This window comes from Bacillus cereus group sp. Sample62, from assembly GCF_036851315.1.
GTDB lineage: Bacteria > Bacillota > Bacilli > Bacillales > Bacillaceae_G > Bacillus_A > Bacillus_A wiedmannii.
Genome location: NZ_JAFLPK010000001.1, coordinates 3,426,315 through 3,452,217 on the forward strand (window position 1 = coordinate 3,426,315; position 25,903 = coordinate 3,452,217).

Below are 25,903 nucleotides of genomic sequence, written 5' to 3' on the forward strand. Positions count from 1 at the left end.
TCCCTCTTTTCTAAAGTTGTATTGCCACTTTTAAGGATTCCCTTTTCATTCATTATACATTCGTTTTTGGCGTTTCTTCTTCATCATGAACGCTTAATAAATTTTGCCACTTTTTATAAGGAGCACTATTTGGATCTACATAACCTTTCGCGTACGAACGATCCCACAATTGTTTAATAAACATTTCTTTCTCTTTCTTTGCCACCATATCGGCACCTGTACCGTAGTAGTTTTGGAAATATAACTCAATTTCATCAAGGAACAATCTTAATAATTCATCAGAAGTTTCTTCTAACGTTGGATCATATTTCGCCTCACGGTCATACATTAAAATCATATCTAAAATATTATGGACATGCTCTTTACGCAGCCATCTAATATCTTGAGCGCCTAATACGAACGGATGTGTATATAAATGTCCGCCTTGTATCATCGCCTTTTCTTGTTCTTCTTCAAATCTGGACAAGATGTTTTCATAAATAAATGGATTATGAAGCAATGCCCTGTGCAATTTGTAACTTTCGCTTGAAATATTTTTCCCCATCGACTGAATTAAGAAGCTACGTCCAACGCCGTTATATTGATAGACGAACTGGCCATCAACAGCTACTAAACTAATCCAGCGATACATATACGCATATAGAAGAGCGCGATTACATTTATCGTAATCTAACTTCGTTTGCGTTGCATTTAAGTCTGGCATGAAGGCTGGCAAGTGCCAGTATTTATCTAAATGTGGCGTTAAACTAGACTTTTTACTATTCAACTTGTTCACACGGCGATAGTAAGACTGAAAATAATCACCTTTATCATTCATAAATCCATTTGCAATATGCCCTGAGGAAAGCTTAGGAAAGTCTTGCAATGATAAACCGTAATGCGCACGATAACAAATAACTTCAAATGGCGAAAAAGCTTCATGTACTGTATCTTTTTCTTTAAACATTTCTTGAATTAATTCTTCTTGCAGTTCTTTCTTTAAGGATGGATGTATACCCCAATATTGTAATTCCCTATGGTGGGAAACTTTCGGAACGAATGGACTTGCTAAATGGAACAAGTCTTCAATTTTTTCACGGACATATTCATCACGATCACGCTTCTTATAATCTGCCTCTTTTCGTAACGCCTCAACGATATTTAGCTCTAATTTATCACGATAGCGTATTTGTAATTCATCGTAGCAATAACTTAGTATGTGCTCACGATAAAAGTCTTCTACCTTTTTCGATTGAATCTCTTCTGTTTTCGCATCCCGGCAATATTCTCCGTATAAACTCATATAAATTTCCGCAGATATATCTTTCGGTAATACACCTAAATTCAAATGTTGTTGCATATCTTGCCATATCTTTTCTTGCAACTTTTCTTCAGCTAATACGTATACATTCGTTGGGTTTGTTTTCCCTTCAAATTCCTTGCTTCGTTTTTGAATTTCAAACAATAAATTTTCACGCGTTTCATGTAAATTATCAAAAAACCTTTCCCAATATTGAATCATTTTATTAACTGCTTGATAAAGCGATTGATAAACGAGTTCTAATAGCATTTCTTTACGATACTCGTTTAATTTGTGTACGTACTGCGTTACAATATCTTCAAATTCTTTTTTAAACAAACGCTGCTGATTATTCATCATTTTTCCAAACCAGCCTTGTTGCTGCGCGATTTCTACTCGGCGAACAGCTGTTACTGTTCCATCAATATTACTTACATTAAATTTCTTATCGTAGTTTTGAATTAAATTACGCTTTTGTTCATTATTTTCATGTAGTCGATTCATTTTCTCGACTAACTGCTTTCGAATTTCATACAACATAAAACGAGCTGATACTGGATGAACAGGATCTGTTTTCTTTAAAAACCATGTATTTAATTGATAGGACTGCCCTTCAGAACCACTTGGTGAAAAACGGTCTGATTCAATCATGTCATACAATAGTGTCGTTACATGCTCATGTACGCGGCTCGGAATCGCATACGCATATAAACGAACCGCATGATCCACCCTTGCTACTTCACCTTTCATTTGCTCCATCATTTTCAATTTTGCAGCCGAAATTTTACACTCGTGTTGCAGACGGTTTAATTCCTCATCTTTTTGTACCGTTCGCTGTACATAGCTTTCTACAGCCTCTAAAAACAGTTTAGATTTCGCCACACCCACTTTACCGCCCTCTGCTCCTTCACGCGTTTCATTGTACATTTGTCTATAGAAAATATGGGCCTGTTCTGGACGAGTAGCAAGATGTTCTAAGTCTTCTAAATAACTTTTCCCACGCTCTGGCTTTTCACGCTGCATCCCACGTTTTACATCTTGATCATATCTTTGCTTCTTCTCTTGAAACAATTGATCTAAATGAAGCCACGATTCATCCAAACCTTGCACAGCCCATTTTAAAGCACAATATTTTAACACGTGCTCATACGGATAAATAATCTTTGCCGTTCCTGCCCCGCAATATCGTCCTTTCCCGCTTGATTCTGCTAATTGCTGAATTTGATTATCTTCCTGTGCAAAATGATTTGCAGACATCGGACTGAATAACTGTAAATAAATCGTATTTGCCATTTGCTCCATATAATCTGATAAATTGTGCAGATGGTGTCCATGTAGATTTTCGTAATCGTATAGGAAACAATAATTGTACGGTAAATGATGTTGTTTAATTGTATGATTCGTTCTTCCGTCTTCATCTACTTGATCAGGTCGATATTCTAATTCAATCGTCACACCGCCGCGTTTTGATAATTCTCCAGTGGAACCGAGTGTAATGGCATGTAATTCTTTTAACGAGGCATAGCCGTTTGCTTGCACTGTTTCAAACTCTTTCGCACTAACCGTTCTCGTCTTAACTAAAACGTCAGGCATTAAAAACGCACCACGTATTAAAATGTTGTGATGCTGCAGTTTTTTACGAAGCATTTCACGTAAATATAATGCAATTTGTAGAAACATCCCTGAACCTGTTCCACCCGCTAGTGATGTTACGATAATGACACGCACTCCATATTCTGTTTGATCGCTTGTAACCGGAAAAATCTTCTCGATTTCTTGCCAAAAGGATGTCAATTTATCTTCTTTCATCGCAGCAAGTAACGCTAAACGGGAAATGACGCGTAACTGTCCTGCCCCTTCTGTCAGTGGTTTATCAAGTATAGTCGGGTCCATCGGAAACCACTCTGGAATCGTTGGATCTCCCGCAATATACTCTCTTGGTGTTTTACTAGAACTCGTTTGCGTCTTAAACTTTCGAATATGATCAAATTTACTCAATGTATTCACATCTGTATCAAATACGTGCATTGCTACCTTTTTTCGGCGCTCCTCAGGTAGCCTTTCATATATTTGATGTGTCACAGTACTACCGATTCCACCTAAACCAATTAATATCGTTGGAACTTGTAACGTCATGTGAACCACCTTCCTATTCTTGCTTGTTTAAAAAGAGGGGAGAAAGATAAGACTCCCTCCTTTTCCCTATCTACTATTCACATTCATATTTGTAAATTTCTTTACCATACCCTCTATCAATTACTAAAAGTTCATTTGGATATAGCGTCTTATGTTCCATTCCAACCTCATCTTCTGTTATAAACATCCCATCAATAATCATTCCTACTACTTGTGACTCTTTCGCTACAAATATTGATTTCGATCCTTTCTTTGCTATAAACGTAACGGATTGCACAGTCTTTCTTTCTGCTCGGAATGGAATACCAAAATAGTGCTTCCACCATTTATTTTTAAGTAATTCTGGCTCAGATTGATATAACCAATCTTTCGCTACTTCTTGATCCCATTCGTAATACAATAGTGCTTTTCGGTGAAATCTTGGACGAACAATCCATCCTAAAACGATTATTCCTACTATTAACAATAATAAAGTGATAGGAATAACAAACTTAAAAATAAGCGCATATTTTTCATAAAACGGTGCATTTTGAATATGAAGTGATATATTTTTCTTTACTTCTTGTAATTTTGAATCTTGTATTGTGATGGTAGCTTCTACGGTGCCGGTATCTGTAAAATTGAATGTGTCGGAGTAATGAGGGCGAGGATAAATATAAATTTGATTATCCTGTTGTTTTATTTCATAGTTGATTGATTGTTTAGATGTGACACCAGTAGATTTTAATAGTTTCTTTACAGCTTCTTCTGTCATCGGCTTACCATCTAACTGTGGTTGTATAATAAACGGTTTACTATTCTCTAAATTCGTTACTTTTTCCTCATAATCTTTCGTAATAGTTTGCAATGATAATTTTGGTTTTTCAGTTACTTCGATTTTAAATTCCTTCGTCTGTCTGTAAAACCCCTTTATGTTCATATGAACTTTCCCGCGAACTAACCCTTTATCGATCTTCGTTTCATAATAAAATACATGTTTTTTATCGTCCCACTTCATCGGGTACTGTTTTCCGTCTATTTCTACTTCTGACTGAAAATATGAAGACTGGATTGGTAATTCCGTAGGCTTCGCTTCAATAACAGCAGTAACACCTTCGTACATTTTCTCCACATTTTTTTGACTACTATCGTTTTTGTCATAAGTAGAAACAGTATAGTTAAGCGCCGGTTCAACTAGTACTTGTAATCCTTCTTTCTCAATATCTCGATCCACTTCTATCGTATAAGTTCCTGGTTTAATAACTTCCTGATTTTCCGTACTTATATGGACTATATTTCCAAATAATTTCGCTTCTCCTGGTGCATGTATGGAATAAGAAGATTGTAATTGTAATGGTTTAGAAATTTGTGTGACCTGATAATTAGACAAAGAAGGCGATTGTCGTACAAGCGTCATACGCTTTAACGGAAATGGCGTTGTAATCTCTACTTTCTTCCCTACTACTTTCGTTTTTACAATCGATTCAACAGAGGAGAACGGATCACGGTTGGCAACTAACGCTGCTACTTGATTGACGCTTTTTACAATACCATCCTCTCCACTAGATGGCATCGTAACTCCGTTTATCTCTTTCTTCCATATTTCTTTAAACGTATTTAGTTGTGCCTTTTCTTGCTGTCCTAAATCCTCTTCCATCGTAATTAAAATTGGATGTAACGATATCTTTTTTGCATCCATATCCTTCTTAAATTGTGCTAACTTCTGTGTAATTTGTTCTTTTCCGTCAACTTTATCTTTCTCTAAATCATTAAATGCCCCGTCAGTTAAGACAATAAGCCAAAATTCACGTTTCCCATCTATATCTGCTTCCTTTTTTATAGATTGCATCGCCGTTTCTACTGCGCTAAACGGAGTATTTAAATACGTTTTCCATGCTCCAATTCCCTCAATTTCTGTTTGTCTCTTATCCTTCGTTAACGAAATGTTTAATGAATCATTCGGCTTGCTCATTGGAACATAAGAGAATTTATCTTTTTCATCTAATAGCGCAACTAAACTTTGCAAAGCATAATTGGCATATTTCCAGCGATCGTTATTTCTCATGCTGCCCGAATCATCATATACAAGTGAAACGACCCTTTCCTTTGCCTCCTCTCCTTTTGCAAAAGTCCAAAAAGGATGTAACCATATAAATAGAAACAACATAAATGTGGCACAAATTCGAATTTTCATGCTGAGGCTTCGCCACCTTTGTAGACAAATTCCTATGTTTAAATTTATGAGAGGATACAAGATATATGACTTGTATTTTAGGACAACTAACGCATCATAACTTTATTATGTAAACAGTTATATAAACTGAATATGATCCCTTCTAACGTTTTCTATCCGATAAAATAAGTAAAAAAGCCTGTTTAAGCTCTACACTTAAAACAGACTTTTCCTACTTTTCATATTGAAAACACATATTAAAAAGTTTGATTTATTGCTTCACATACACTTCAACAATCGGATTATCTTTATTATCCGCATGTAAGCGTAAATTCTCTTCACTTGTACTATAAATACTAGCTAATAACATAATCGTTAACACATTAGGAGTTTTTGCATCGCTCCCATATTTCCTTTCCAGCGCTTCCTTATATTCAAAATCCAAATCCCCCTGCACATATGTATACACTTCAAAACCATCTTCTAAATTGCAAACTACTGTATCAATAATGTCTGCCCCAACTTGCTTCTTCATTTCCTCTCGCAAAGCTTCAATAAACTCTTCCCACGGTACTTCGTATATCTGAAACTGATCTGTAGATTTCATTGCCTTTTCCTCCTTATATATCCTTCTCCTATATTTCCCCTTTCTATAACAATTATGATAGATAGGACATTCGTACAAGCCGCACTTGTCCCCATTACATATCGTATTACTGTAATGGGGAAGGAGGAAAGAACATGCATAGACAAAAATGTTACAATACGTGCCAACGTTATTTCGGTAAAGTCGTTCGAATTGAAGATCGTGATGGTCGCATTCATTTAGGTAAAATAATTGATGTGACAAACAGCTCTGTATGGATTGAACCGGTGCAACAGCGCTCATCTTTTGATACAGGATTTGGATACTATGACGCATATGCAAACGGTGGCTGTGATCTTTGCGGGGGCCTTAACAGATGTGATAGTTGCGGATTTGGTTGTGGTGGTGGATTCAGCGGCTGTGGATGTGGCGGTCGTGGTTGCGGTAGTTGTGGCGGCTGGGGAGGCGGCGGTTGTGGCTGGGGTGTTGAACTCGGATTTGGTTTCATCTTCGGAATTACATTAGCTGCATTATTTTTCATTTAACATAGTAAAGAGTTGACTACCTTTAGTCAACTCTCTTTCTTTATTTTTCACATATAAAAATACGATGCCCTAAAATATGTTGGTACATAAGTCGTACATTTTCATGCTGTACCCATGCCTCATATAATTCATTTGGAATATGCGAGGATACATTCCATTCTGGCTCTTCTATATAGCCTGAGATTGTTTCTGCAATTGTACCACCACCAGCAATGGTAATCCGCTTAAAGTTTGCTTTCTGAAATAATTGTACCCACTCACTCTCAGTTAATAGTTCTTTCATCCCGTATAGTCGGGCGATTTTTTCTTCTTCACTCTTCCCAAGGTGGGCATTAATAATCATTTCAATGACAACTAGCTTTCCATCCTTCTGTAATACACGATAGCACTCCGATATAACCCTTTCTTTCTCTGTAAAAGCGAGTATCGATTCTCCGAGTACGAACTCAAATGATTCATGCAAACAAGGTAATTGCTCTACATTCCCCTCAATTAATTGAATGTCTAGTCCTTCAAACGCCCATCTATCTTTCGCCTTTTGAATCATAATCTCATTCTTTTCAACCGCCGTTACTTTATAACCACACTCTTTTGTCATATACGCCGCTGTTTTCCCCGTACCGCATCCTATCTCAAGGACATTTGCTCCATATTGAAAAGGTAGTTGTGCTAACAATTGTTTCGTTAACGTAAAACCACCAGGATGAGCACTCCCTATTCCGTAATAAGCTAGGAAATCGATGTAAGCATTTCGTTCCATGGGATTCTCCCTTTTTTATTTTATATATTCGAGGAAGAAATAAAAGTGCATAGAAAAAGCATTTTCAAGTGCTCTAATACCGCAACTTGAAAATGCTTTTTTTTCTTATCCCACTATTAACCAGGCAGCCTGATTAAGGTTTCACTTTATTATTTCTCTTCTACATATGCCCATTTGAAACTATATTCCGGACTAATATTATGTTTCACAATTCCCTTTACAGTTGGCTTCATTACATATGATCTACCATTTTGATATAAAGGTACAAGCGCTACATCATCTTCAAGTAATATTTTCTCAGCCTTTCCTAACTCAGTCCAACGTTTTTTTGCATCCGCCATCCATTCTGTCTTACTTTTAGTAATAATGTCATCATATTTTGAATTTGAGTAGCTCATCTGGTTCTGCGAATTTTTTGTTTCAAACATATCAAGATACGTCATCGGATCCGCATAATCTGGATTCCAGCCACCATATGAAAAATCATAATCTTGGTCTGATTCTAATTTTAGTTTTTGCTTAAATGGTTGCAGTTTAATATTTACTGTCACGCCTTTTAAATTCTTTTCAACTTGATCTTTTACATACTCCCCAACTTTTTTCGCATTACCAGTATCATAATTTAACAGTTCAATTGTGACTTGATCTTTTCCAAGTTCTTTTTTCGCTTCTTCCCAAGCTGCCGCTGCCTTTTTGGAGTCTTGTTTTAAACCATTCTTAAACGTTTCTGCAAAATCTTTACCGTCTGGTCCACTCGCTAAACCTTTTGGTACTAAGTAATCCACTGGTTTTGAACCATCATTTAAAATGACATTCGTTAAAGCTTTCTTATCAATAGATAATGCAATTGCTTCACGTAGTTTTTTGCTCTTTAACGGTGTATCTTGCCCACCACGTTTTTGGTTTAGACGTAAGTAAAACGTACTTGTTTCCGAATATGCGCCAAACTCCTCTTTATTATTTCTATATTTATCAACAAATTCACCTGATAAAAGTGCAAAATCAATCGCACCTGTATCATATAAATTAACTCTAGTAGCTGGTTCTTTTACTACACTAAAGTTGATTTCATCTAGTTTTACAGTCTTTTTGTCCCAATACTGATCATTTTTCTTTAATTTCCAGCCTTGCTCATGCTTCCAATCAGTAAGAACGAAAGGCCCGTTATATACTGTTGTATCGGACTCTAAACCGTATTTATTCCCTTTTTCTTTTACGAACTTTTCATTTAATGGATAGTAAGACGCAAATGCCATTAAGTTCAAGAAATACGGTACTGGTCTTTCTAGTTCAACTTCAAGCGTATAATCATCTACCGCTTTTACACCTAATGTAGCAACTTCTGCTTTTCCTTGATTAATTGTTTCTGCATTTTTAATATAGTAAGCAATAAATGCATACTCAGCAGCTGTTTTTGGATCTACTAGACGTTGCCATGCAAATACGAAATCTTTCGCCGTTACTGGATCACCATTTGACCACTTTGCATCTTTACGTAGTTTAAACGTATATTTTTTACCATCCTCACTTTTTGTGCTAGATTCTGCTACAGCTGGGATTGGCTTATTATCTTTATCAAGGCGATATAAACCTTCCATCGTATTCCCTAAAATTTGTGCGCCTAGTGTATCTGTACTTTTTGAAGTATCCATCGTCGGAATTTCATTCGTTTCTGTACGATTCAGCACTTGCTTCGCCGCATATTTAATATCAGATTTCTTCTCTTCTCCACCATTATTAGACGTTGTAGTCGGTTTCTTCTCCCCACCAGATCCAGAAGAGCATGCTGTTAAAACCATACTCATTGCTAAAACTGGCACTACAACTGCCGTTAGTTTTTTCATTTTTTTCTTCATTCTTGTACCCTCCCCAATTATATGTACGAAACTAACTTTGAGAGATTTTCTATGAACTTAGTTATTAATACTTTTTCATCAATTAACATCTTGGTAATTATCCTCATTTTTGAAGTTTCCATTATTTTATTTTCATAGTAACTATGTATTTTACTATTACTACTATACGAATTCTCCCCCATCTACTATATGTCAGTACTACTTTTCTTATTCTTCTCTATTTAATTGAATAGAAAAAGAGCGTGTTCAAAGTAATGTTTCTACTTTGAACACGCTCTTTTTTATTATTTCCCTTCCGTTACATAAGCCCACTTAAAGCTATATTCTGGACTGATGTTATGTTTCACAATTCCTTTTACATTCGGCTTCATTACATACGCTCTTCCTGTTTGGTATAACGGAACTAATCCTGCATCTTCTTCAAGGAATAATTTCTCTGCTTTTCCTAACGTTTCCCAACGCTTCTTCGGATCAGATAATAATTCATTCCCTGCTTTTGCTACCATTTCATCGTATTTTGGATTCGAATAACTCATTTGGTTATACGGGCTCTTTGATTCAAACATATCAATAAATGTCATTGGATCTGAATAATCTGGGCTCCAACCTGCAAACGAAACTTCATAATCTTGTGCAGACTCTAATTTTAGTTTTTGTTTGAACGGCTGAATTTTCGTGTTAACCGTTACACCTTTTAAGTTTTTCTCAATTTGATCTTTAAAGTAATCAGCGATTTTTTTCGCAGTTCCATCATCATAGCTTAGTAATTCAATTGTCACTTGATCTTTTCCAAGTTCTTTTTTCGCTGCTTCCCAAGCTGCTGCACCTTTTTTCGGATCATATTTCAAACCATTTTTAAATGTATCTTGATAATCTTTACCGTCTGGTCCTGTCGCCAGCCCTTTTGGTACTAATTGATCTGTCGCTTTTGAACCGTTATTTAAAATTACGGTTGCTAAACCTTTTTTATCAATTGATAATGCGATTGCTTCACGTAGTTTTTTGCTCTTTAACGGTGTATCTTGTCCATTACGCTTTTGATTTAAACGTAAGAAGAATGTACTTGCTTCTGAATACTCACCGTACTCCTCTTTGTTCGATTTATATTTATCAACGAATTCTCCAGATAATAATGTAAAGTCAATTGATCCTGTATCATATAAGTTTACTTTCGTAGCAACTTCTTTTACTACACTGTAGTTAATTTCTTCTAATTTTACAGTCTTATTATCCCAGTACTTATCATTTTTCTTTAGCTGCCATCCTTGTTCATGTTTCCATGAAGCCATAACGAACGGTCCGTTATACAATGTTGTATCTGCTTCTAAACCGAACTTATCTCCTTTTTCTTTTACGAACTTTTCATTTAAAGGATAGTATGATGGAAATGCCATTAAGTTCAAGAAATATGGTACTGGCTTTTCTAATTCTACTTCTAGCGTATAATCATCTACCGCTTTTGCTCCTAAATCTGTTAGAGGTTTTTCGCCTTTATTGATTGCTTCTGCGTTTTTAATATAGTAAGCAATAAATGCATATTCTGCAGCTGTATTTTTATCTAGTAAGCGTTGCCATCCGTATACGAAATCTTTTGCTGTTACAGGGTCACCATTCGACCATTTTGCATCTTTACGTAATTTAAATGTATATTTTTTGCCATCCTCACTTTTCGTACTAGATTCTGCAGCAGCTGGGATTGGCTTATTATCTTTATCTAATCGATATAAACCTTCCATTGTGTTCCCTAAAATTTGAGAACCTAATGTATCAGTAGATTTTGAAACATCCATCGTCGGAATTTCTTGATTCTCTGTACGATTTAACACTTGTTTCGCTGCGTATTTAATTTCTGATTTTTTCTCTTCCCCACCACCACTAGACGTCGTAGTTGTTTTCTTCTCCCCACCAGATCCAGAACAAGCTGTTAACGCCATACTCATCGCTAAAACTGGCGCTACAACCGCCGTGAACTTTTTCATCTTTTTCTTCATTTTTGTACCCTCCCCAATTATATGTACGAAACTAATTTTGATAGATTTTCTAATAAACGGTTATCAGAAAATTCTTATTAATTAATATTCTACTAATTTTTCAGGTTTTGTAAAGTTATTTTTAAAATATTCTAAAAATTATTTTTTTGTGATAGTAACAAGTGTTTTGTACAATTATTACTATACAAATTCTTCCTATCCACTATATAAGTACCATCTTCCTTATATCTATTGCTTTATTTACATTTAATCTCATAATAAAAGAGCATTCCAAAAGTAAATAGTCTACTTTTGAAATGCTCTATCATTTTATCTTACTATTGTGGACGATGAAATTCTCACTACAAAACAAGCTAAGAAACGTGTATATATCCACTTAAAGATAGTATTACTGTTTAAAATTATTTTCCATCTTTTTCAGTCATGTATGCCCACTTGAAGCTATACTCTGGGCTAATGTTATGATGAACGATGCCTTTTGCATTTGGTTTTTGAACGTATGCATCACCACGTTGGTATAAAGGTACAAGTGCTACATCTTGCTCAAGAAGTAATTTCTCAGCTTTTCCTAGCTCTTCCCAACGTTTCTTCGCGTCACCCATTAATTCTCCACCAGCTTTTTTGATCATATCATCATATTTTGAATCAGCGAAGCTCATTTGGTTATGAGAATGATTAGACTGGAACATATCTAAGAATGTCATTGGGTCAGCGTAGTCAGGTCCCCAACCAGCATATGATAAATCATATTCTTGCTCTGTTTCTAATTTCAGCTTTTGTTTGAATGGCTGAAGTTTAATATTAACAGTTACACCTTTTAAGTTTTTCTCAATTTGATCTTTTACATATTCCCCAACTTTTTTCGCATTACCAGTGTCATAGTTTAATAGCTCAATTGTAACTTGGTCTTTTCCAAGCTCTTTTTTCGCTTCATCCCATGCAGCTGCTGCTTTTTTCGCATCTGGTTTAATACCATTTTTAAATGTTTCTTGGAAGTCTTTACCGTCTGGTCCAGTTGCTAATCCTTTCGGTACTAAGAAGTCAGCAGGTTTAGATCCATCATTTAAAATAACGTTTGATAAATTCTTTTTATCGATTGATAATGCGATTGCTTCACGTAATTTTTGGCTCTTTAACGGTGTATCTTGTCCGCCACGTTTTTGGTTCATACGTAAGAAGTAAGTACTTACTTGTGAGTATGTGCCAAATTCTTCTTTATTACTTCTATACTTATCAACGAATTCACCTGTTAATAGCGCGAAATCAATTGCATTTGTATCATATAAGTTTACTCTTGTAGCTACTTCTTTTACTACACTATAGTTAATTTCATCTAGTTTTACAGTCTTTTTATCCCAATATTGATCATTTTTCTTTAGTTTCCAGCCTTGCTCATGCTTCCAATCAGTAAGAACGAACGGTCCGTTATATACTGTTGTATCAGACTCTAAACCGTATTTATCCCCTTTTTCTTTTACGAACTTCTCATTTAACGGATAGTACGATGGGAATGCTACTAAGTTTAAGAAGTATGGTACTGCTTGTTCTAATTCAACTTCAAGAGTATTATCATCTACTGCCTTTACTCCTAATTCTGTTACAGGTTTTTCACCTTTATTAACTGCTTCTGCATTTTTAATTGGGAATGCAATGAATGCATACTCAGCAGCTGTTTTTGGATCTAATAGACGTTGCCATGCAAATGCGAAATCTTTCGCTGTTACTGGATCACCATTTGACCATTTTGCATCTTTACGTAATTTAAATGTATATTTTTTACCATCCTCACTCTTCGTGCTTGACTCTGCCGCAGCTGGGATTGGTTTGTTATCTTTATCTAATCGATATAAACCTTCCATTGTGTTCCCTAAAATTTGAGAACCTAATGTATCAGTATTTTTAGAAGTATCCATTGTTGGAATCTCATTTGTTTCAGTACGATTTAGTACTTGTTTCGCTGCTAATTTTTCTTCTGATTTACTATCTCCGCCAGAGCTAGAATTTGTGCTTGTCTTCTTATCTCCACCTGATGTAGAACATGCTGTCAATGCCATACTCATTGCTAAAACTGGTACTACAACTGCTGTTAGTTTTTTCATTTTTTTCTTTTTCACTTTCTGTACCCTCCCTAATTCTTAACGCTCTCATTTAAGAATTTTCTGATAATTCTATTTCTCTTTATATATTTATCAGAAGATTCTTATTAACTATTATTCTACTAATTTTTCGAGTTTTGTAAAGTGTTATTATTGAAAATTTTTAAAAAATTATTTTTTTACAGTAATATTCATAAAAATTCCATATTTTTTCGAAATACTATACATCATTGAATTATATGCACTGATTTGATAGTCTTTATATCTCTTCACGATACGGTAGTTATAAATTACCGCTAATAAATAATGCATACCACCATAAACATCTTTTCTACAAAAATAAAAAAGCAGACATTTCGCCTGCTTCAATTCTCCTCAATCTGCTTTTCACTTAATCCTAGATGTGTTCTAAGAGTATTACTCAAACTCTGTAGATCTTTTTTATTAGGATTATAATAATATACACGTTGCCCATTTGGACCATTAGGTAAATATAAATCATCTCCGCCTAATTGAATCTTTTCAACTGAACCATTTAAACCGTATTTATAAAAAGATAAAATATCATCCATTACTAAATTTGTTTTAAAATCGCCGTCAACCGCCTCAACTATTTTTTCTAGCTTCGTAATCGAGCCTACACTTTTTAATTTACTTAACATCGCTTCAATAACAAGTTGTTGGCGCTGACCTCTCATTGCATCACTATCAATATGACGCGTTCTTGCCAGTGCAAGTGCTTCTTCCCCTGTTAATTTTTGTAGTCCTTTTTTCAAATGGATTGCGTCAGGTTCATCTTTACTATTTTGCTCCGTAAATTCAACTGGGACATTTACTTCAATCCCATCTAACCCATCAACAATTTTAGTAAATGAATTAAAATTAAACTTCACAAAATAATCAACGGGCACCTGTAGCAACTTTTCTACCGCTTCCACTGAAGCTTGCGGTCCTCCATCTTTACCATTTTTAACGAAACCACTTCCATACGCATGCGTTATTTTATCTTTTTTCTTTTCAACCGGAACATATGTATATGTATCACGTGGTATGCTCGTTAATTTCACTGTCTTATCATCTTTATTAAAAGTAGCTAACAGTAGTGCATCTGTATGAAATGCACCATTATACTCCTTTTGTCGTTCTTGATTTTCATCAATTCCCATAATTAAAAGTGAAACATTGTTTGCAATTGGCTTTACAGTTTCCTCACGTAAATGTGATTTTTCACCACGCGCTAAATTCAAACTAGACTTTTGTACGAGATTAGAAGTTTTCATATATACATAAGTACCATATCCAACTCCGCCAAATAGTAATACCACTAACAATACACTTATTATCATTGTCTTTTTATATTTTCTTTTATTTTTCTTTTCTCTTGAAGAAGAGGTATTCTCCATATCGTTCCCTCCGTTTTCTATTCATCTAAAATATTTTTCAATTTTTCATAATTAGTGCTATCCTTTTGAAATACATTCTCTTTCAGCCCAGTGTTTATTTGTATCCATTCAGTCGTAATCGAATATTGAATCATACCTTCGTGGAAACTAAGGAACTTTAGCATAATCCCCGTATTTTTCTCTACAACCATTTCAAATTTCCCTCTTAAATCTTCAGATGTACTTACAGGCATTTCTATGTTTATTGTCCCTTCTATTTTGTAGCAATCCAGTCCGAGATACTTCGTTTCTTTATAGTTCCAATCTTTATATCGGATTAATAGATCAGCAAATTCTGATTGAATACTATACTTCGCAAATCCTATATATTCATCATCATATCTTTTTTTCTCGCCTGATTTTCTCAACAATCTTTCCGTAGGATTTAATTTTAGTAGTTCATAGTTTCTTTCTTTCGGGCTCCATTTTGTCTCTTTATATGTATACTTCTCATCATCAAATTCTTTTTTCTTTCCCTCGTTATATATAATTGTTCGTTTTTTCGCTAGTCTATCTTCTTTCGAAGAGATACCTCTTTGTTTCTCCGTATCAATCGCATATTTGTATGTTGTAGCAATTCTTGACGAACTAGAATATTCCTCAAATTGTCCTGAAATATTTTTAAAATGATCAATGGAATCTAGCATCTTTTCATGAATCTTTTCTTTATCTGGATAATTTACGTTCGATTTTATTTCTTCTTCATTTTCATAATCAGAAAACGCCTTTTTCTTTACATATTCAAATACTCCACCATTTTGAGCAAAAATTTGATCAGAGAACTCCGACATAGACACAATTGAAAGTGTTAGAACAGCAGCACTTATAACCATCATATAAGCTCTGTAACCTTTCTTTTTGACCGGAAGATTATGTAGTGTACCATTAATCTTTTCATTTAAATCTGGCGGTACTATAGCATTCTCTTCTTTTATTCTCTTTTTTAATTTCTCATCAAATAATTTTTCATCATCCATCCTTTGCACCCCCTATTCCATCTTTAATCGTTTTTGCAGTTGTTCCCTCGCACGTGACAATCTCGATTTCACTGTTCCTTTTGGTATTTCTAAAAGCTTTGCTATACTCTCTTGATTCATATCTTCATAATAATAAAGTACCGTAACAGCTCTTAATTCTTCATGTAACGATTGAATCGCATTACACAAATCTATATCTTCATACTGATCACACGCACTCATATTGTAATCATTCTCTTCTGTCACAATTACCTTTTTATACGCTCTAATAATATTGTTACACTCATTCATTAAAATTCGAATTAACCAAGTTTGAAAAAACTCTTCTTTGTTTAATTTTTTTATATTTTCATAGGCTTTTAAAATTGTTGCCTGTATCGCATCCTCTATATTTGTCTCATCACGTAACATAGCCTTTGCAATACGATACATCTTCATTTTTTCTGTATGTATAAGCGCCATAAACGCTTCATGATCACCTTTTTTTGCTAAGGAAACATCGGTTTCTTCTTTTACAATCATTTTATATAAAGGGATTACTTTCACAATTGCTCCTCCTGTTTCATCCTCACTTCAAATTTAACTTTACATGTATTAGACGGATGAGCCTAGAAAAAGGTTCATTTTTTTGAATATTTACATAAAAAAAGGTAAACATTCTTCATGTTTACCTTTACTCAGATGTAATTCTAAGGAAATATCCATCTGGATCAATAACTTTAAATCCTCTCATCTCCCACGGATAAGTTTGAATTTCTTCTTGTATTGTGCACCGCTTCTCTTTACAACGTTCATATACTTCTTCAATCCGATTGACAACAATAATTAATTCAAAGCCATTCCCCTTCATGTCTTTTCGATTGTAAAGATAGTGATTTTCACTCAATGTTGAATCAGTAGCTAGTAATAGAGAAAACTGATCGTGATTAAAGCGTGCTGCATGCATACTTCTTTTATACAACTGTAAACCAATTACTTCTTCATAAAACAATAATGACTTCTCAATATCATTTACATATAGCTTAACCCGGAACAAATGATTCATTCGTTTCCTCCCCATCAAAAAAAGCCCACTTTCTCAGTGGACTTTCTACTTTACAACGGTAAATCCCTTTTCCTAAATACTACAATTGCTACTATGAAAATACAAAGTGCTCCAGCAGTTAAACCTATACTCACTGGCCATATATTATACGTTCCTTCAGCAATTTCTTTCGGACGAAATAGCGTAAATAATGATATATTTCTCATCCACTCTAACTTATCGCTTAATTTACCTACCATATCCGTTACGAAAAATAAAATTGTTAAACTCGCTGAGTAGCTAAGTGCCTTTCTTTCGTCATTACATATACAAGAAAAGAAAAATGAATAAGCACTAACGACTAAAAATATGAGCCCTCCGACTACATTTATCTTCAGGAATAATTCTTTATTTAAGTTATTATCTTCTAAAAACCATTCTGCACCTACTATACCCGCTACATACGTAACAGCTACAATAATCAGTAGTCCCAATATAAGAATAGCCGCTTGCGTAATTGCAATTTGCACTCTAGATACAGGTGTTGCTAGCAAGTATGCCATAGCTCCTTTATCTATGTGACGAGCAATTAAATGCGTTGCAACTGTTACACAAAAAATTGTTAATATGATAATAAACAATAGACTATAATATTCGCCAGCTAAAAAATCCATTACGTTTTGAATCGGACTTTCCATGCCAACAATTTTTTTCACACTATCAGGCATAGCACCTATTAATTCATTTAACCCTTTCGCCGATACCATTGAAGGGAATATCCAAATTATCAACCATAAATATAAAGCTGCACCAGTTGCATAACTCAAAATACTTTTTTGTGTTTCTTTCAAACTAGCTAAAAACAATTGCTTATTCATGCTTTACCCCTTCTTCCTTATCGTAATAATGCATAAATAAATGTTCTAAATCCATTGCTCTCGTTTGAAGTGCCGTTACATTATAGTTTGAAAGTGTTTGTAAAACAGCTTGATAGTTTCCTTGTACAATAATCGATGCTTCTCTTCCTTTCACCGCTTCAAATTGCAAATTACATTGTGTAAGAGCGTCAATCTCTTCTTGCGATGATACGGTTACATCTATTACCTGTCGTCTCATACTTTGTAAATCATGAATATTTTCAACCGTTACAAGGCGACCATCTTTAATAATCGCTACTCGATCACACGTACGCTCAATTTCAGTGAAAATATGCGACGACATAAGAATTGTTTTTCCTCTTTTCTTTTCCTCTACTATTAAATCTATAAATACTTGCTGCATAAGCGGATCGAGTCCTGATGTCGGTTCATCTAAAATTAAAACTTCTGGATCATGCATAAAAGCAGCAACAATCCCTACTTTTTGCTTCATTCCTTTAGACATTTTTCGAATCGGTGTTTTCACATCAAATTGAAGACGTTCTATTAATTCATCTCGTCTTTTCGTATCCTTTAGCCCACGCATTCCTTGCATTAATTTTAAAAAATCTAATCCGTTCATTCCTTCAATAAAAGAAATTTCACCCGGCAGATAGCCAACTTCTCTTTGAATTTCCGCTGCTTCATTCCAACAATCTAATCCAAAAATTGTCGCTTTACCATCAGTCGGTTTTATAAATCCCATTAAATTACGAATCGTTGTGGATTTCCCGGCACCATTTGGTCCTAAGTAACCGAATACTTCCCCTTCTTTTACATCAAATGTAATATGAAACAAACCTTTTCCATTTGAAAACTGTTTTGTGACATTTTGAACTGAAATCATAATTCCACCTCATTTTTTGAAATATTTAATATGTGATATTTCAAAATTATTGTACTCCTCATCTTTCATATTCGCAACAACTTTTTGAAATATTTATATGTCCATATTTCAAAATTATTGTTTTCCATTATTTTTTCTTGTATATTTTAATTGAGGTGATCGCATTGAACGGCTTTGAAAAAGTGAAAGAAAAGAAAAAACGTGCCATTAAAGAAGCAGCTTTCCTATTATTTTCAGAACGCGGATTTAATGAAGTGAAAATAGAGCATATTGCAAAAAAAGCAAACGTTTCTCAAGTTACCATTTATAATCATTTCGGAAGTAAAGATGCGTTATTTCGAGAGCTTATACAAGAATTTATTATATCTGAATTTCAATATTATAAAGATCTTGCAGAGGAAAAATTACCTTTTCATGAGATGATGCAAAAAATGATTGTAAGAAAGATGAATACTGGTGGGTTATTTCAGCCAGATATGTTACTACAAATGATGCAAAGAGATGAAGAGCTCCGGGAGTTTATTTATAGTTATCAAAACGAAAAAATCCTGCCTTGGTATTTAGAAATACTAGAACAAGCACAGCAAAAAAATGAAATTAACCCTCACCTTACTAAAGAAATGATGTTACTATACATTCAAATGTTCACTAAACTAGGTGATGATTTCGGGGCTCAGCTTCTTGAAGGAAATCGCGAAAAACATATACAAGATATCGTTACGATGTTCTTTTATGGACTTTCTGTTCCAGAAAAATAATTTTTTCTAAAGAACAAATAAAATCACAAAAAAGCCCTTTGGATATTTAAATTTCAAGGGCTTTTTCATATCAAAAAATGTCTAAAACAAACTTTATCTTAAAGAAGTTAAATGCTGCTTTATAGATAACACCTTATTATAGATTAACTCTTTTAGCATAACTGGCTGAATTGAGATAATTGTTTCACCGAAATTCAGAAAGTAACTTGCAATAAACTCAACTTCTTGCTTGTTAAAATAGCCTGTTATACTATAATTTTCATTTTCTTTTTGTATCTTCATAGAAGGATAATTCTCTTTATCAAAAATGTCTTTTCCTTTTTGATTAACAATGACAATAAAATCAGTTGCATCAGGCTTTCTGTGAAAATTAGTAAGATAACTTAACAACTCTTCAAGATTTTTTGGATTCGTATTGCTTGTTTCCTCAATAGAAAGAATTTTATCACATCTAATTATTTGAACATGATTTGTCTCAAAGTTAAAGATTTTAGCATACCACTGGCCAAATTTAGATTCAATTCGAATAAATTGGGCGACCAATGCTTTCTCCTCGTCTCTTTTTAAATATGTTAAATGATAAACTCGCTCAGCAAAAATCCCCTGTAAAATTTCTTTTAAGAACGGACTAAAATTACTATGATTTGTTACTTCAAAAGAAAGTGTTCGCTCCATAATTGAAATATTTTTACTCACATTATCAGGTAATACATGTTTGAATTTATTTTCAAGCGCAATACTTTCTATATTAAATGGTTTCGTCTTGTATCCATTTAGTGTAAGAATCGAAAAATATAACGCATACATTTCATCCACACTAAAATAAATCGGCGATAACACACTATTTTCTATAATTTTGTAACTTCCATTTCTACCTAGTTCAGAATATATCGGTACACCTATTTGTTCCAATGATTGAATATCTCGTAAAGCTGTACTTTTAGAAATAGCATATCTAACCATTAAATCCTTTAAATTAAAATATCTTTTATTATTTAAGAAAATAAGCATATCATTTATTCGTTCCGTTTTTTTCATATTTCCCTCCCGAAAGGTGTCATGTATTGAAACCTTTTTAGTCTATATTATAATTATTAACTAATAAAGGAGTTATATATTTATGACATTAGAAATAGCTATTTTTCTTTCAATGAATGGGCATGCAAAGGAGGCAATTAATTTTTATACACGCAATTTAGAAGCTAAGCAGTTAATGATTGTTACGTATGGAGAACTGGCTAAAAGAGATCGTTCTTTTAACATTACAAGTGAAAATAAAGATCATATTGCTCACTCTGTTTTACAAATTGGGAATACAAAGCTAATGATAGCAGAAGATACAATGAAGCCTAATGAACGTTATAACGTTGGAAATAATATGTCACTTTGCATTCAAAGCGCTAATTTAGAAGAAATACAAAGATTTTATAATAATTTAATTTCCGATAAGAACGTGAAGATACTCTCTCCGCTAGAAAAAAATATATTTAGTGAAGCATATGGTATTATTGAAGATCCTTACGGCATACAAATCCAGTTAATGTATGACAAACGATTAAACTAAATAATTATCCATATTCACATATTCCTAATAAAAAAGACACGAAATTCTTAAAGACATATGAATAATAAGAGTAAAGATAGTAAGGATTGATTATCCCTACTATCTTTTTTTATCTAAACGGATAAATTTAAAATACATAGTAATAATAGATACTTTATGTTATTATCTGAATATTATATATATTATTTTTATGGAGGAAGACGTAGCCTCTGTGCGAGGACCTTGAATTTAAGTAAAGGAGTTAGTAGCTAAATGACAATATCTCGTAAGGAAAAAACAATAAAGGATAAATGGCATGAGATTGTATCTGTTAGAGAAGCACAAACAGGTAATGGGACAATGTACTATCTTATGGATGAAAACTTAGATTTTATACTATTAGTAAAAGAATATCTCGATATGATACAAGCAAGAGCAATACGAGAAGTATCTCCTAATACGATAAAAACATATTGCTACAACTTATGGTATTTCATTGTGTATTTGAAAATAAAGGGTTTGGGTATTTTGGACCTAGATGGAAAACCTGATATTCTTACTAACTTCAAATTATGGCTCAAGAACCCGTATAGATTTTATGAAAATGTAGAGATGCTAGATTATGAATACGTTGAAGACGACCTTAAAGTTTCTACTGTCAATGCCATCGTAGATAGGGTAAGTTCTTTATTCCTTTGGCTTAAAGCTAGTGGGAGGATTAAAGACAATCCTGTTGTGTATCGTAATGTCATGGTTACAAATGAGATGAGAGATAAAGATATGTTATCCCACACTCGGAAAAGCAGGACTGTTCAGAAGAACACTTTAAAATCAAAAGTTCCTCATATTATTCCTAAGACCATTGATCAAAAGGATTTTCAGACGTACCTGAAGGCAGTCAATCTCTTACGAGATAAAATCATTCTCTTAACTCTTAAAGAAGGAGGGGTAAGGTCTGGTGAGCTTCTTGGAGTAAAGCTTGAGGACATTGATTATGGCGAGCAAGGCATACATATTCGTTTCAGACCAGACAACGAAAATGGATCAAGGGCTAAGGCTGGGTATGGCAGGGACAGGTTTGTTCATCTCCCACCTGACCTTATGATTTTGATAGATAGATATATTAGTAGCTATTGGGTGAACAGTGACCCTGTTACTGATTTCCTGTTTGTTGTGGTTAATAGTAATAATCCTATGGATAATGGAAAGCCGATGAAGAAATCGACACTTACCTCCACCCTTAATCATTACAACAGGAAAACAGGGATTAAACTGAACACCCATAAACTAAGACACACGCACGTTACTGAATTAGCAAGAGAGTACATCAGTAAAGGTGAGCCTATCAACTGGAAGTATATCCAAGAAAGGGTTGGTCACAAAGATGTTGCAACCACGATGCAAATATATGCCCATTTAAATGCAGAAGACCATAAAAAAGAATACCAACGAATGAGTGAGTATAGAGAAGAGAAACGGAAGGAGCGAGAAAATGGCAAAAAATGAAGCAGCAAATTCATCAAAAGCAAATAACTCGAAGAGTTTGGGAACAAAGGCAACCTTTTCTCCTTTTCCTATTACAGCTATCGATACCTCTTGGATGACGAAGACACAGAAGAAGTTCTTCGAAGTCTTACAGCAATCTGAAAACCAAGATAAAAAGTATGACGTATTATCTAAATTAGCAGGATTTAAAAGCTCTGGTCCTTGGTATACAGCCATCAAAGATGAAAAGTTCGCTGAACTTTTAGAAAACATGGGTGTTCAGGTAAAACACTACGAAGATGACTACCCTCCCCATCACGAAGTTGAGTACATTAAAAACCCAAAAGAGCGAGAAGAATATCTCAAAGAAGATGTGTGGGATGTAAGAAGGTTATTTAAGAATTATCCAAAACATCTTTCTCCTGTTCAATTTATCGTTAAATTGACTAAATTGGAAAATATTCATTTACGCCCAACGGTAAAAAGGTATTTTGTAAATATGCTTGGAACTTGGGAAGCTAAAACGTTTAAAGAAAACATCCTATGCTTGAGTGATTTTTTTAGTATACTGCATGATAAATTTCCGAATATCAAATCTTTTAAGGAGCTAAATAGGCAGGAACATATCGAAAAAATTCTTCCTGACATATATTCACTTTCTAACTGCAAATCTATCAGAGCGATAATAACTACCCGTTCTATGTTCCGATACATGTACGAAAATAAATGGTCCGATGGACCAAAAACAGACGCTTTATTGATTAGTTATGATACGCCTAAAACGGTAGAAACCCTACCAAGACCCATTCCACCACATATTAAAATAAAATTGGATGATTACTTGGAAAATATAGTAATCCCCCTATTGGAAGATAGTGAGGAAACTCCCATTGTATCCCCGACTTATTGGGATTTAATTATCATTTTAAGATATACAGGAAGACGTTTTGAGGACATAGCTCACTTAATTGCAGATGGAAGTGATATTGATTGTTTGAAATATGATTTGGATGGAGATCCACAACTTTTCCTTGACCATCGTATTGCAAAAATCAAAAAAGATTTGGTCGTTCCATTAGCACATTTAAAAGACTCCAAAGGAAGAAATATAGTGGAACGGGCAATTTTACGCCAAAAGGAACGGGTAAAAGATTTACCTCCTACTTCTGATAAGCAAAAGTATTTATTTAGGGAAGTTATTACTTTCGTTCAAGAAAAAACTCTGATAACGGAGTCTGTTAGTTATGCCACTATTTATCATCATGTACTGTCTAAAATATGTAATCAAATCCCATTATCAGATATTGGTGCACAGTCTGGAGATATTTATAAAATAGCTTCACACCAGTTTAGGCATACAGTAGCCACCGAAATGATTGATGCAGGAGTCGATATATACGCTGTTAAAAACTTTTTAGGGCATTCATCAGTTAACATGACAGAAAAGTATATTAAGGTCTACCAACAACGTTTAAAAAAGGAGTTTAAAGATAAGCTTCTTAAATCTGATGCCACAGCAATTAAAGACAATCTCCCAGAGCAAGAAGAAACTTTCGGTGATAACAAATGGGTCAAAAACAAAATTATCGCTATTTTTGACCAAGGTGACGGATGTTGTGAGCATCCTTATAAGATGCCCTCCTGTCCTCATCAGGTGGCTTGTAAAACGTGCATTAAGAAAAAGATATTGCCGAGACATAAAAACGCAGTTATAGATACAATAGATGCCTTTACAACGCATTTAAACCAAGCGAAACAAATTGGACTAAATGAAAAAATTGAGGAATTTGACAAGGTAGTTCAGTTCTATCAAACCGCATTGGAAATCATTGAAAAGGGTGAAACATTCGATGCCTCAAAACATTTCTATACAGGAGGTGTCCATTAATGGCTAATATGAGTCCAAATACCTCTAAAATGGTTGAATCAAAGAAAATGGAAAGCAGGTTAAAGAAGCAAACTGTTTTAGCTGTTCTAAAGGAGCTAACGCTCCTTGATGATCCAATAAGTAACCCTATATCAAAAGCTGAAATTTGCCGTAAAGCAGGAGTAAGTAAAACGTTTTTGTACTCGTATCCAGAAGAACTTATAAAGCCAATTGATGAAGCAATAATAAAACAAAATCAGAAATTAAAGGTTATCACAAAAAAACAGACATTTAGTGAAAGTTCCAAGGACAAACTTATTGATTCCCTAAAAAGAAGAATAGGTAATTTAGAAGAAGAAAACAAAAAACTAAAAAGAGACAATTCTATTCTACTTGGAAAAATAGCGAATAAGTAAAAAAAGCCTGTATCGAAAATTACCAGGTAATCGTCGATACAAGCTTTATATTTTAATGTTTAATAATGGTTATATATATTTAACATATGGGTGTCTTTTTTACTTTACAGTGATGACTCTACCGGTTTCACTACTTTCAATCGCTAATTGAATAAGTCGAATAACTTCTAAGCCTTCTTGTGCTGTTACAGGTGGTTTCTCATCATTTACAATACTATCTCTTACACCTTTATAATACATGTCATAACAACCAACTTCTGTTGGAATACGCTCTAGCTTTTCTTCCGTATGTAAAGTAGCAAAATTCTCTTCAGCATCTACTCCATAACCGTTATCACCTGGCTTCATTCCATTTTTTAATTGTTCCTCTTGTGAATCCATACCACACTTCACGATAGAACCTTTTTCTCCATGCAATGTAAAATGTGGACCTGCTTGCTTTACGTAACTGCTACTATGTAAAGTGACACGTTTAACACCGTAGTGAAGTATAACATGGAAGTAATCATCAATTTCTGCACCTTGTCGTTGTTTGATTACATCTGCACTTATTGCATCTGGTTTCCCAAATAATGATAATGCTTGGTCAATTAAATGCGATCCTAAATCATATAATATACCTGATCCTGGTAAATTCTTTTCTCTCCAGCGATTACGTACATGTGGACGGAAACGATCAAAATGCGCTTCATATGCGTATAGACTGCCTATTCTATTTTCTTCTAACAATTTCTTAATCGTTAAGAAGTCATTATCAAAACGACGATTATGATATACACTCAATACCACATTATGTTGCTCTGCTAATGAAATAAGCTCTTCTCCTTCTTCAATTGAAACAACAAATGGTTTTTCTACAACAACATGCTTACCGTTTAATATTGCTTCTTTTACATATGGAAAATGAGTTGTATTCGGTGAAGTAATGACCACTAAGTCAATATCAGCTCGCTTCACCAATTCATCAATTGTACTAACGACGGTAGCATTCGGTAATGTTTCTTTTACTACCTCTTCTTTTGAAGATAATACCGCACGAATATCGTATTCTTCTATCGTTTGTAATAATGGGATGTGAAATGTTGTACTAGAAAATCCAAACCCTACAATCCCTACACCTATTTTTTTCATGTTGCCCCTCCATTTATCCTGCTATTTGTGGCGAGTAAGAACCCCACTGATTAAAGTTTCACTTTATGAGAACGATTTCATTCAGTTATTATAAC

The 25,903-nt window shown here is 34.2% G+C and carries 21 protein-coding genes; 6 read left to right on the forward strand and 15 right to left on the reverse strand.

Features of this window, described 5'->3' with window-relative positions:
* Window positions 1-52: 52 nt before the first annotated feature.
* The 3 genes from J0835_RS17375 to J0835_RS17385 form a co-directional block, all read right to left on the reverse strand.
* Window positions 53-3,415 (reverse strand): tubulin-like doman-containing protein, encoded by a 3,363-nt coding sequence (locus J0835_RS17375; protein ID WP_000175132.1) that lies wholly within the window; start codon window positions 3,413-3,415, stop codon window positions 53-55.
* A gap of 73 nt (window positions 3,416-3,488) precedes the next feature.
* Complete coding sequence (locus tag J0835_RS17380; RefSeq protein ID WP_087981477.1) at window positions 3,489-5,588, reverse strand: vWA domain-containing protein; 2,100 nt, start codon at window positions 5,586-5,588, stop codon at window positions 3,489-3,491.
* 250 nt (window positions 5,589-5,838) lie between these two features.
* Complete coding sequence (locus J0835_RS17385; protein WP_064476959.1) at window positions 5,839-6,174, reverse strand: hypothetical protein; 336 nt, start codon at window positions 6,172-6,174, stop codon at window positions 5,839-5,841.
* 134 nt (window positions 6,175-6,308) lie between these two features.
* On the opposite strand from J0835_RS17385, the gene J0835_RS17390 reads away from it, so the two are divergent.
* Window positions 6,309-6,698 carry a hypothetical protein gene (locus J0835_RS17390; RefSeq protein ID WP_087981478.1) on the forward strand — a complete coding sequence of 130 codons (390 nt, stop codon included), beginning with the start codon at window positions 6,309-6,311 and terminating at the stop codon, window positions 6,696-6,698.
* Window positions 6,699-6,738: 40 nt separating this feature from the next.
* On the opposite strand, the gene J0835_RS17395 is transcribed toward J0835_RS17390, so the two are convergent.
* The 10 genes from J0835_RS17395 to J0835_RS17440 all read right to left on the reverse strand — a co-directional run bounded on the left by J0835_RS17395 (window position 6,739) and on the right by J0835_RS17440 (window position 18,608).
* The gene (locus J0835_RS17395) at window positions 6,739-7,458 is read right to left on the reverse strand and encodes a class I SAM-dependent methyltransferase (RefSeq protein WP_087981479.1); all 720 of its coding nucleotides are present in this window, start codon (window positions 7,456-7,458) and stop codon (window positions 6,739-6,741) included.
* Window positions 7,459-7,607: 149 nt separating this feature from the next.
* Entirely contained in the window at window positions 7,608-9,314 is a 1,707-nt protein-coding gene (locus J0835_RS17400; protein WP_087981480.1) for a peptide ABC transporter substrate-binding protein, read from the reverse strand.
* Between the two features lie 284 nt (window positions 9,315-9,598).
* Complete coding sequence (locus J0835_RS17405; protein WP_087981481.1) at window positions 9,599-11,305, reverse strand: peptide ABC transporter substrate-binding protein; 1,707 nt, start codon at window positions 11,303-11,305, stop codon at window positions 9,599-9,601.
* Window positions 11,306-11,706: 401 nt separating this feature from the next.
* Entirely contained in the window at window positions 11,707-13,419 is a 1,713-nt protein-coding gene (locus tag J0835_RS17410; RefSeq protein WP_140386851.1) for a peptide ABC transporter substrate-binding protein, read from the reverse strand.
* 347 nt (window positions 13,420-13,766) lie between these two features.
* Window positions 13,767-14,804 carry an LCP family protein gene (locus J0835_RS17415; RefSeq protein ID WP_087981483.1) on the reverse strand — a complete coding sequence of 346 codons (1,038 nt, stop codon included), beginning with the start codon at window positions 14,802-14,804 and terminating at the stop codon, window positions 13,767-13,769.
* A 17-nt stretch (window positions 14,805-14,821) separates the two neighbouring features.
* Window positions 14,822-15,820 (reverse strand): anti-sigma factor, encoded by a 999-nt coding sequence (locus J0835_RS17420; protein ID WP_087981484.1) that lies wholly within the window; start codon window positions 15,818-15,820, stop codon window positions 14,822-14,824.
* A gap of 12 nt (window positions 15,821-15,832) precedes the next feature.
* Window positions 15,833-16,366, reverse strand: a complete 534-nt coding sequence (locus tag J0835_RS17425; protein WP_087981485.1) for a sigma-70 family RNA polymerase sigma factor — start codon at window positions 16,364-16,366, stop codon at window positions 15,833-15,835.
* A 127-nt stretch (window positions 16,367-16,493) separates the two neighbouring features.
* The gene (locus J0835_RS17430; RefSeq protein WP_087981486.1) at window positions 16,494-16,865 is read right to left on the reverse strand and encodes a VOC family protein; all 372 of its coding nucleotides are present in this window, start codon (window positions 16,863-16,865) and stop codon (window positions 16,494-16,496) included.
* 50 nt (window positions 16,866-16,915) lie between these two features.
* Window positions 16,916-17,722: an ABC transporter permease subunit gene (locus tag J0835_RS17435; RefSeq protein WP_087981487.1), complete on the reverse strand. Its 807-nt coding sequence runs from the start codon at window positions 17,720-17,722 to the stop codon at window positions 16,916-16,918.
* Window positions 17,715-18,608: an ABC transporter ATP-binding protein gene (locus tag J0835_RS17440; protein ID WP_087981488.1), complete on the reverse strand. Its 894-nt coding sequence runs from the start codon at window positions 18,606-18,608 to the stop codon at window positions 17,715-17,717. Before J0835_RS17440 ends, J0835_RS17435 begins: the two co-directional genes overlap by 8 nt.
* 137 nt (window positions 18,609-18,745) lie before the next feature.
* Between J0835_RS17440 and J0835_RS17445 the strand changes: the two genes are divergently transcribed.
* Window positions 18,746-19,366: a TetR/AcrR family transcriptional regulator gene (locus tag J0835_RS17445; RefSeq protein ID WP_140386852.1), complete on the forward strand. Its 621-nt coding sequence runs from the start codon at window positions 18,746-18,748 to the stop codon at window positions 19,364-19,366.
* Between the two features lie 93 nt (window positions 19,367-19,459).
* Here the strand turns inward: J0835_RS17445 and J0835_RS17450 are convergent, their stop codons facing one another.
* The gene (locus J0835_RS17450; RefSeq protein WP_087981490.1) at window positions 19,460-20,404 is read right to left on the reverse strand and encodes a helix-turn-helix transcriptional regulator; all 945 of its coding nucleotides are present in this window, start codon (window positions 20,402-20,404) and stop codon (window positions 19,460-19,462) included.
* Between the two features lie 82 nt (window positions 20,405-20,486).
* Here J0835_RS17450 and J0835_RS17455 point away from each other — a divergent pair, with 82 nt between their 5' ends.
* The 4 genes from J0835_RS17455 to J0835_RS17470 all read left to right on the forward strand — a co-directional run bounded on the left by J0835_RS17455 (window position 20,487) and on the right by J0835_RS17470 (window position 24,677).
* Complete coding sequence (locus J0835_RS17455) at window positions 20,487-20,930, forward strand: VOC family protein (RefSeq protein WP_087981491.1); 444 nt, start codon at window positions 20,487-20,489, stop codon at window positions 20,928-20,930.
* Window positions 20,931-21,182: 252 nt separating this feature from the next.
* Window positions 21,183-22,415: a tyrosine-type recombinase/integrase gene (locus J0835_RS17460; RefSeq protein ID WP_000156041.1), complete on the forward strand. Its 1,233-nt coding sequence runs from the start codon at window positions 21,183-21,185 to the stop codon at window positions 22,413-22,415.
* Entirely contained in the window at window positions 22,402-24,282 is a 1,881-nt protein-coding gene (locus tag J0835_RS17465; RefSeq protein WP_001096999.1) for a tyrosine-type recombinase/integrase, read from the forward strand. Before J0835_RS17460 ends, J0835_RS17465 begins: the two co-directional genes overlap by 14 nt.
* Window positions 24,282-24,677, forward strand: coding sequence for a DUF6262 family protein (locus J0835_RS17470; RefSeq protein ID WP_000002619.1), 396 nt, complete (start codon window positions 24,282-24,284; stop codon window positions 24,675-24,677). Before J0835_RS17465 ends, J0835_RS17470 begins: the two co-directional genes overlap by 1 nt.
* Window positions 24,678-24,776: 99 nt before the next feature.
* On the opposite strand, the gene J0835_RS17475 is transcribed toward J0835_RS17470, so the two are convergent.
* Window positions 24,777-25,808: an oxidoreductase gene (locus tag J0835_RS17475; protein ID WP_087981492.1), complete on the reverse strand. Its 1,032-nt coding sequence runs from the start codon at window positions 25,806-25,808 to the stop codon at window positions 24,777-24,779.
* Window positions 25,809-25,903: the final 95 nt, after the last annotated feature.

Excerpts from the sequence above, each read along its gene's own strand:
- J0835_RS17375 (WP_000175132.1), bottom strand. The coding sequence starts at position 3,415 with ATGACGTTACAAGTTCCAACGATATTAATTGGTTTAGGTGGAATCGGT.
- J0835_RS17380 (WP_087981477.1), bottom strand. The coding sequence starts at position 5,588 with ATGAAAATTCGAATTTGTGCCACATTTATGTTGTTTCTATTTATATGG.
- J0835_RS17385 (WP_064476959.1), bottom strand. The coding sequence starts at position 6,174 with ATGAAATCTACAGATCAGTTTCAGATATACGAAGTACCGTGGGAAGAG.
- J0835_RS17390 (WP_087981478.1), top strand. The coding sequence starts at position 6,309 with ATGCATAGACAAAAATGTTACAATACGTGCCAACGTTATTTCGGTAAA.
- J0835_RS17395 (WP_087981479.1), bottom strand. The coding sequence starts at position 7,458 with ATGGAACGAAATGCTTACATCGATTTCCTAGCTTATTACGGAATAGGG.
- J0835_RS17400 (WP_087981480.1), bottom strand. The coding sequence starts at position 9,314 with ATGAAGAAAAAAATGAAAAAACTAACGGCAGTTGTAGTGCCAGTTTTA.
- J0835_RS17405 (WP_087981481.1), bottom strand. The coding sequence starts at position 11,305 with ATGAAGAAAAAGATGAAAAAGTTCACGGCGGTTGTAGCGCCAGTTTTA.
- J0835_RS17415 (WP_087981483.1), bottom strand. The coding sequence starts at position 14,804 with ATGGAGAATACCTCTTCTTCAAGAGAAAAGAAAAATAAAAGAAAATAT.
- J0835_RS17420 (WP_087981484.1), bottom strand. The coding sequence starts at position 15,820 with ATGGATGATGAAAAATTATTTGATGAGAAATTAAAAAAGAGAATAAAA.
- J0835_RS17430 (WP_087981486.1), bottom strand. The coding sequence starts at position 16,865 with ATGAATCATTTGTTCCGGGTTAAGCTATATGTAAATGATATTGAGAAG.
- J0835_RS17435 (WP_087981487.1), bottom strand. The coding sequence starts at position 17,722 with ATGAATAAGCAATTGTTTTTAGCTAGTTTGAAAGAAACACAAAAAAGT.
- J0835_RS17440 (WP_087981488.1), bottom strand. The coding sequence starts at position 18,608 with ATGATTTCAGTTCAAAATGTCACAAAACAGTTTTCAAATGGAAAAGGT.
- J0835_RS17450 (WP_087981490.1), bottom strand. The coding sequence starts at position 20,404 with ATGAAAAAAACGGAACGAATAAATGATATGCTTATTTTCTTAAATAAT.
- J0835_RS17455 (WP_087981491.1), top strand. The coding sequence starts at position 20,487 with ATGACATTAGAAATAGCTATTTTTCTTTCAATGAATGGGCATGCAAAG.
- J0835_RS17460 (WP_000156041.1), top strand. The coding sequence starts at position 21,183 with ATGACAATATCTCGTAAGGAAAAAACAATAAAGGATAAATGGCATGAG.
- J0835_RS17465 (WP_001096999.1), top strand. The coding sequence starts at position 22,402 with ATGGCAAAAAATGAAGCAGCAAATTCATCAAAAGCAAATAACTCGAAG.
- J0835_RS17470 (WP_000002619.1), top strand. The coding sequence starts at position 24,282 with ATGGCTAATATGAGTCCAAATACCTCTAAAATGGTTGAATCAAAGAAA.
- J0835_RS17475 (WP_087981492.1), bottom strand. The coding sequence starts at position 25,808 with ATGAAAAAAATAGGTGTAGGGATTGTAGGGTTTGGATTTTCTAGTACA.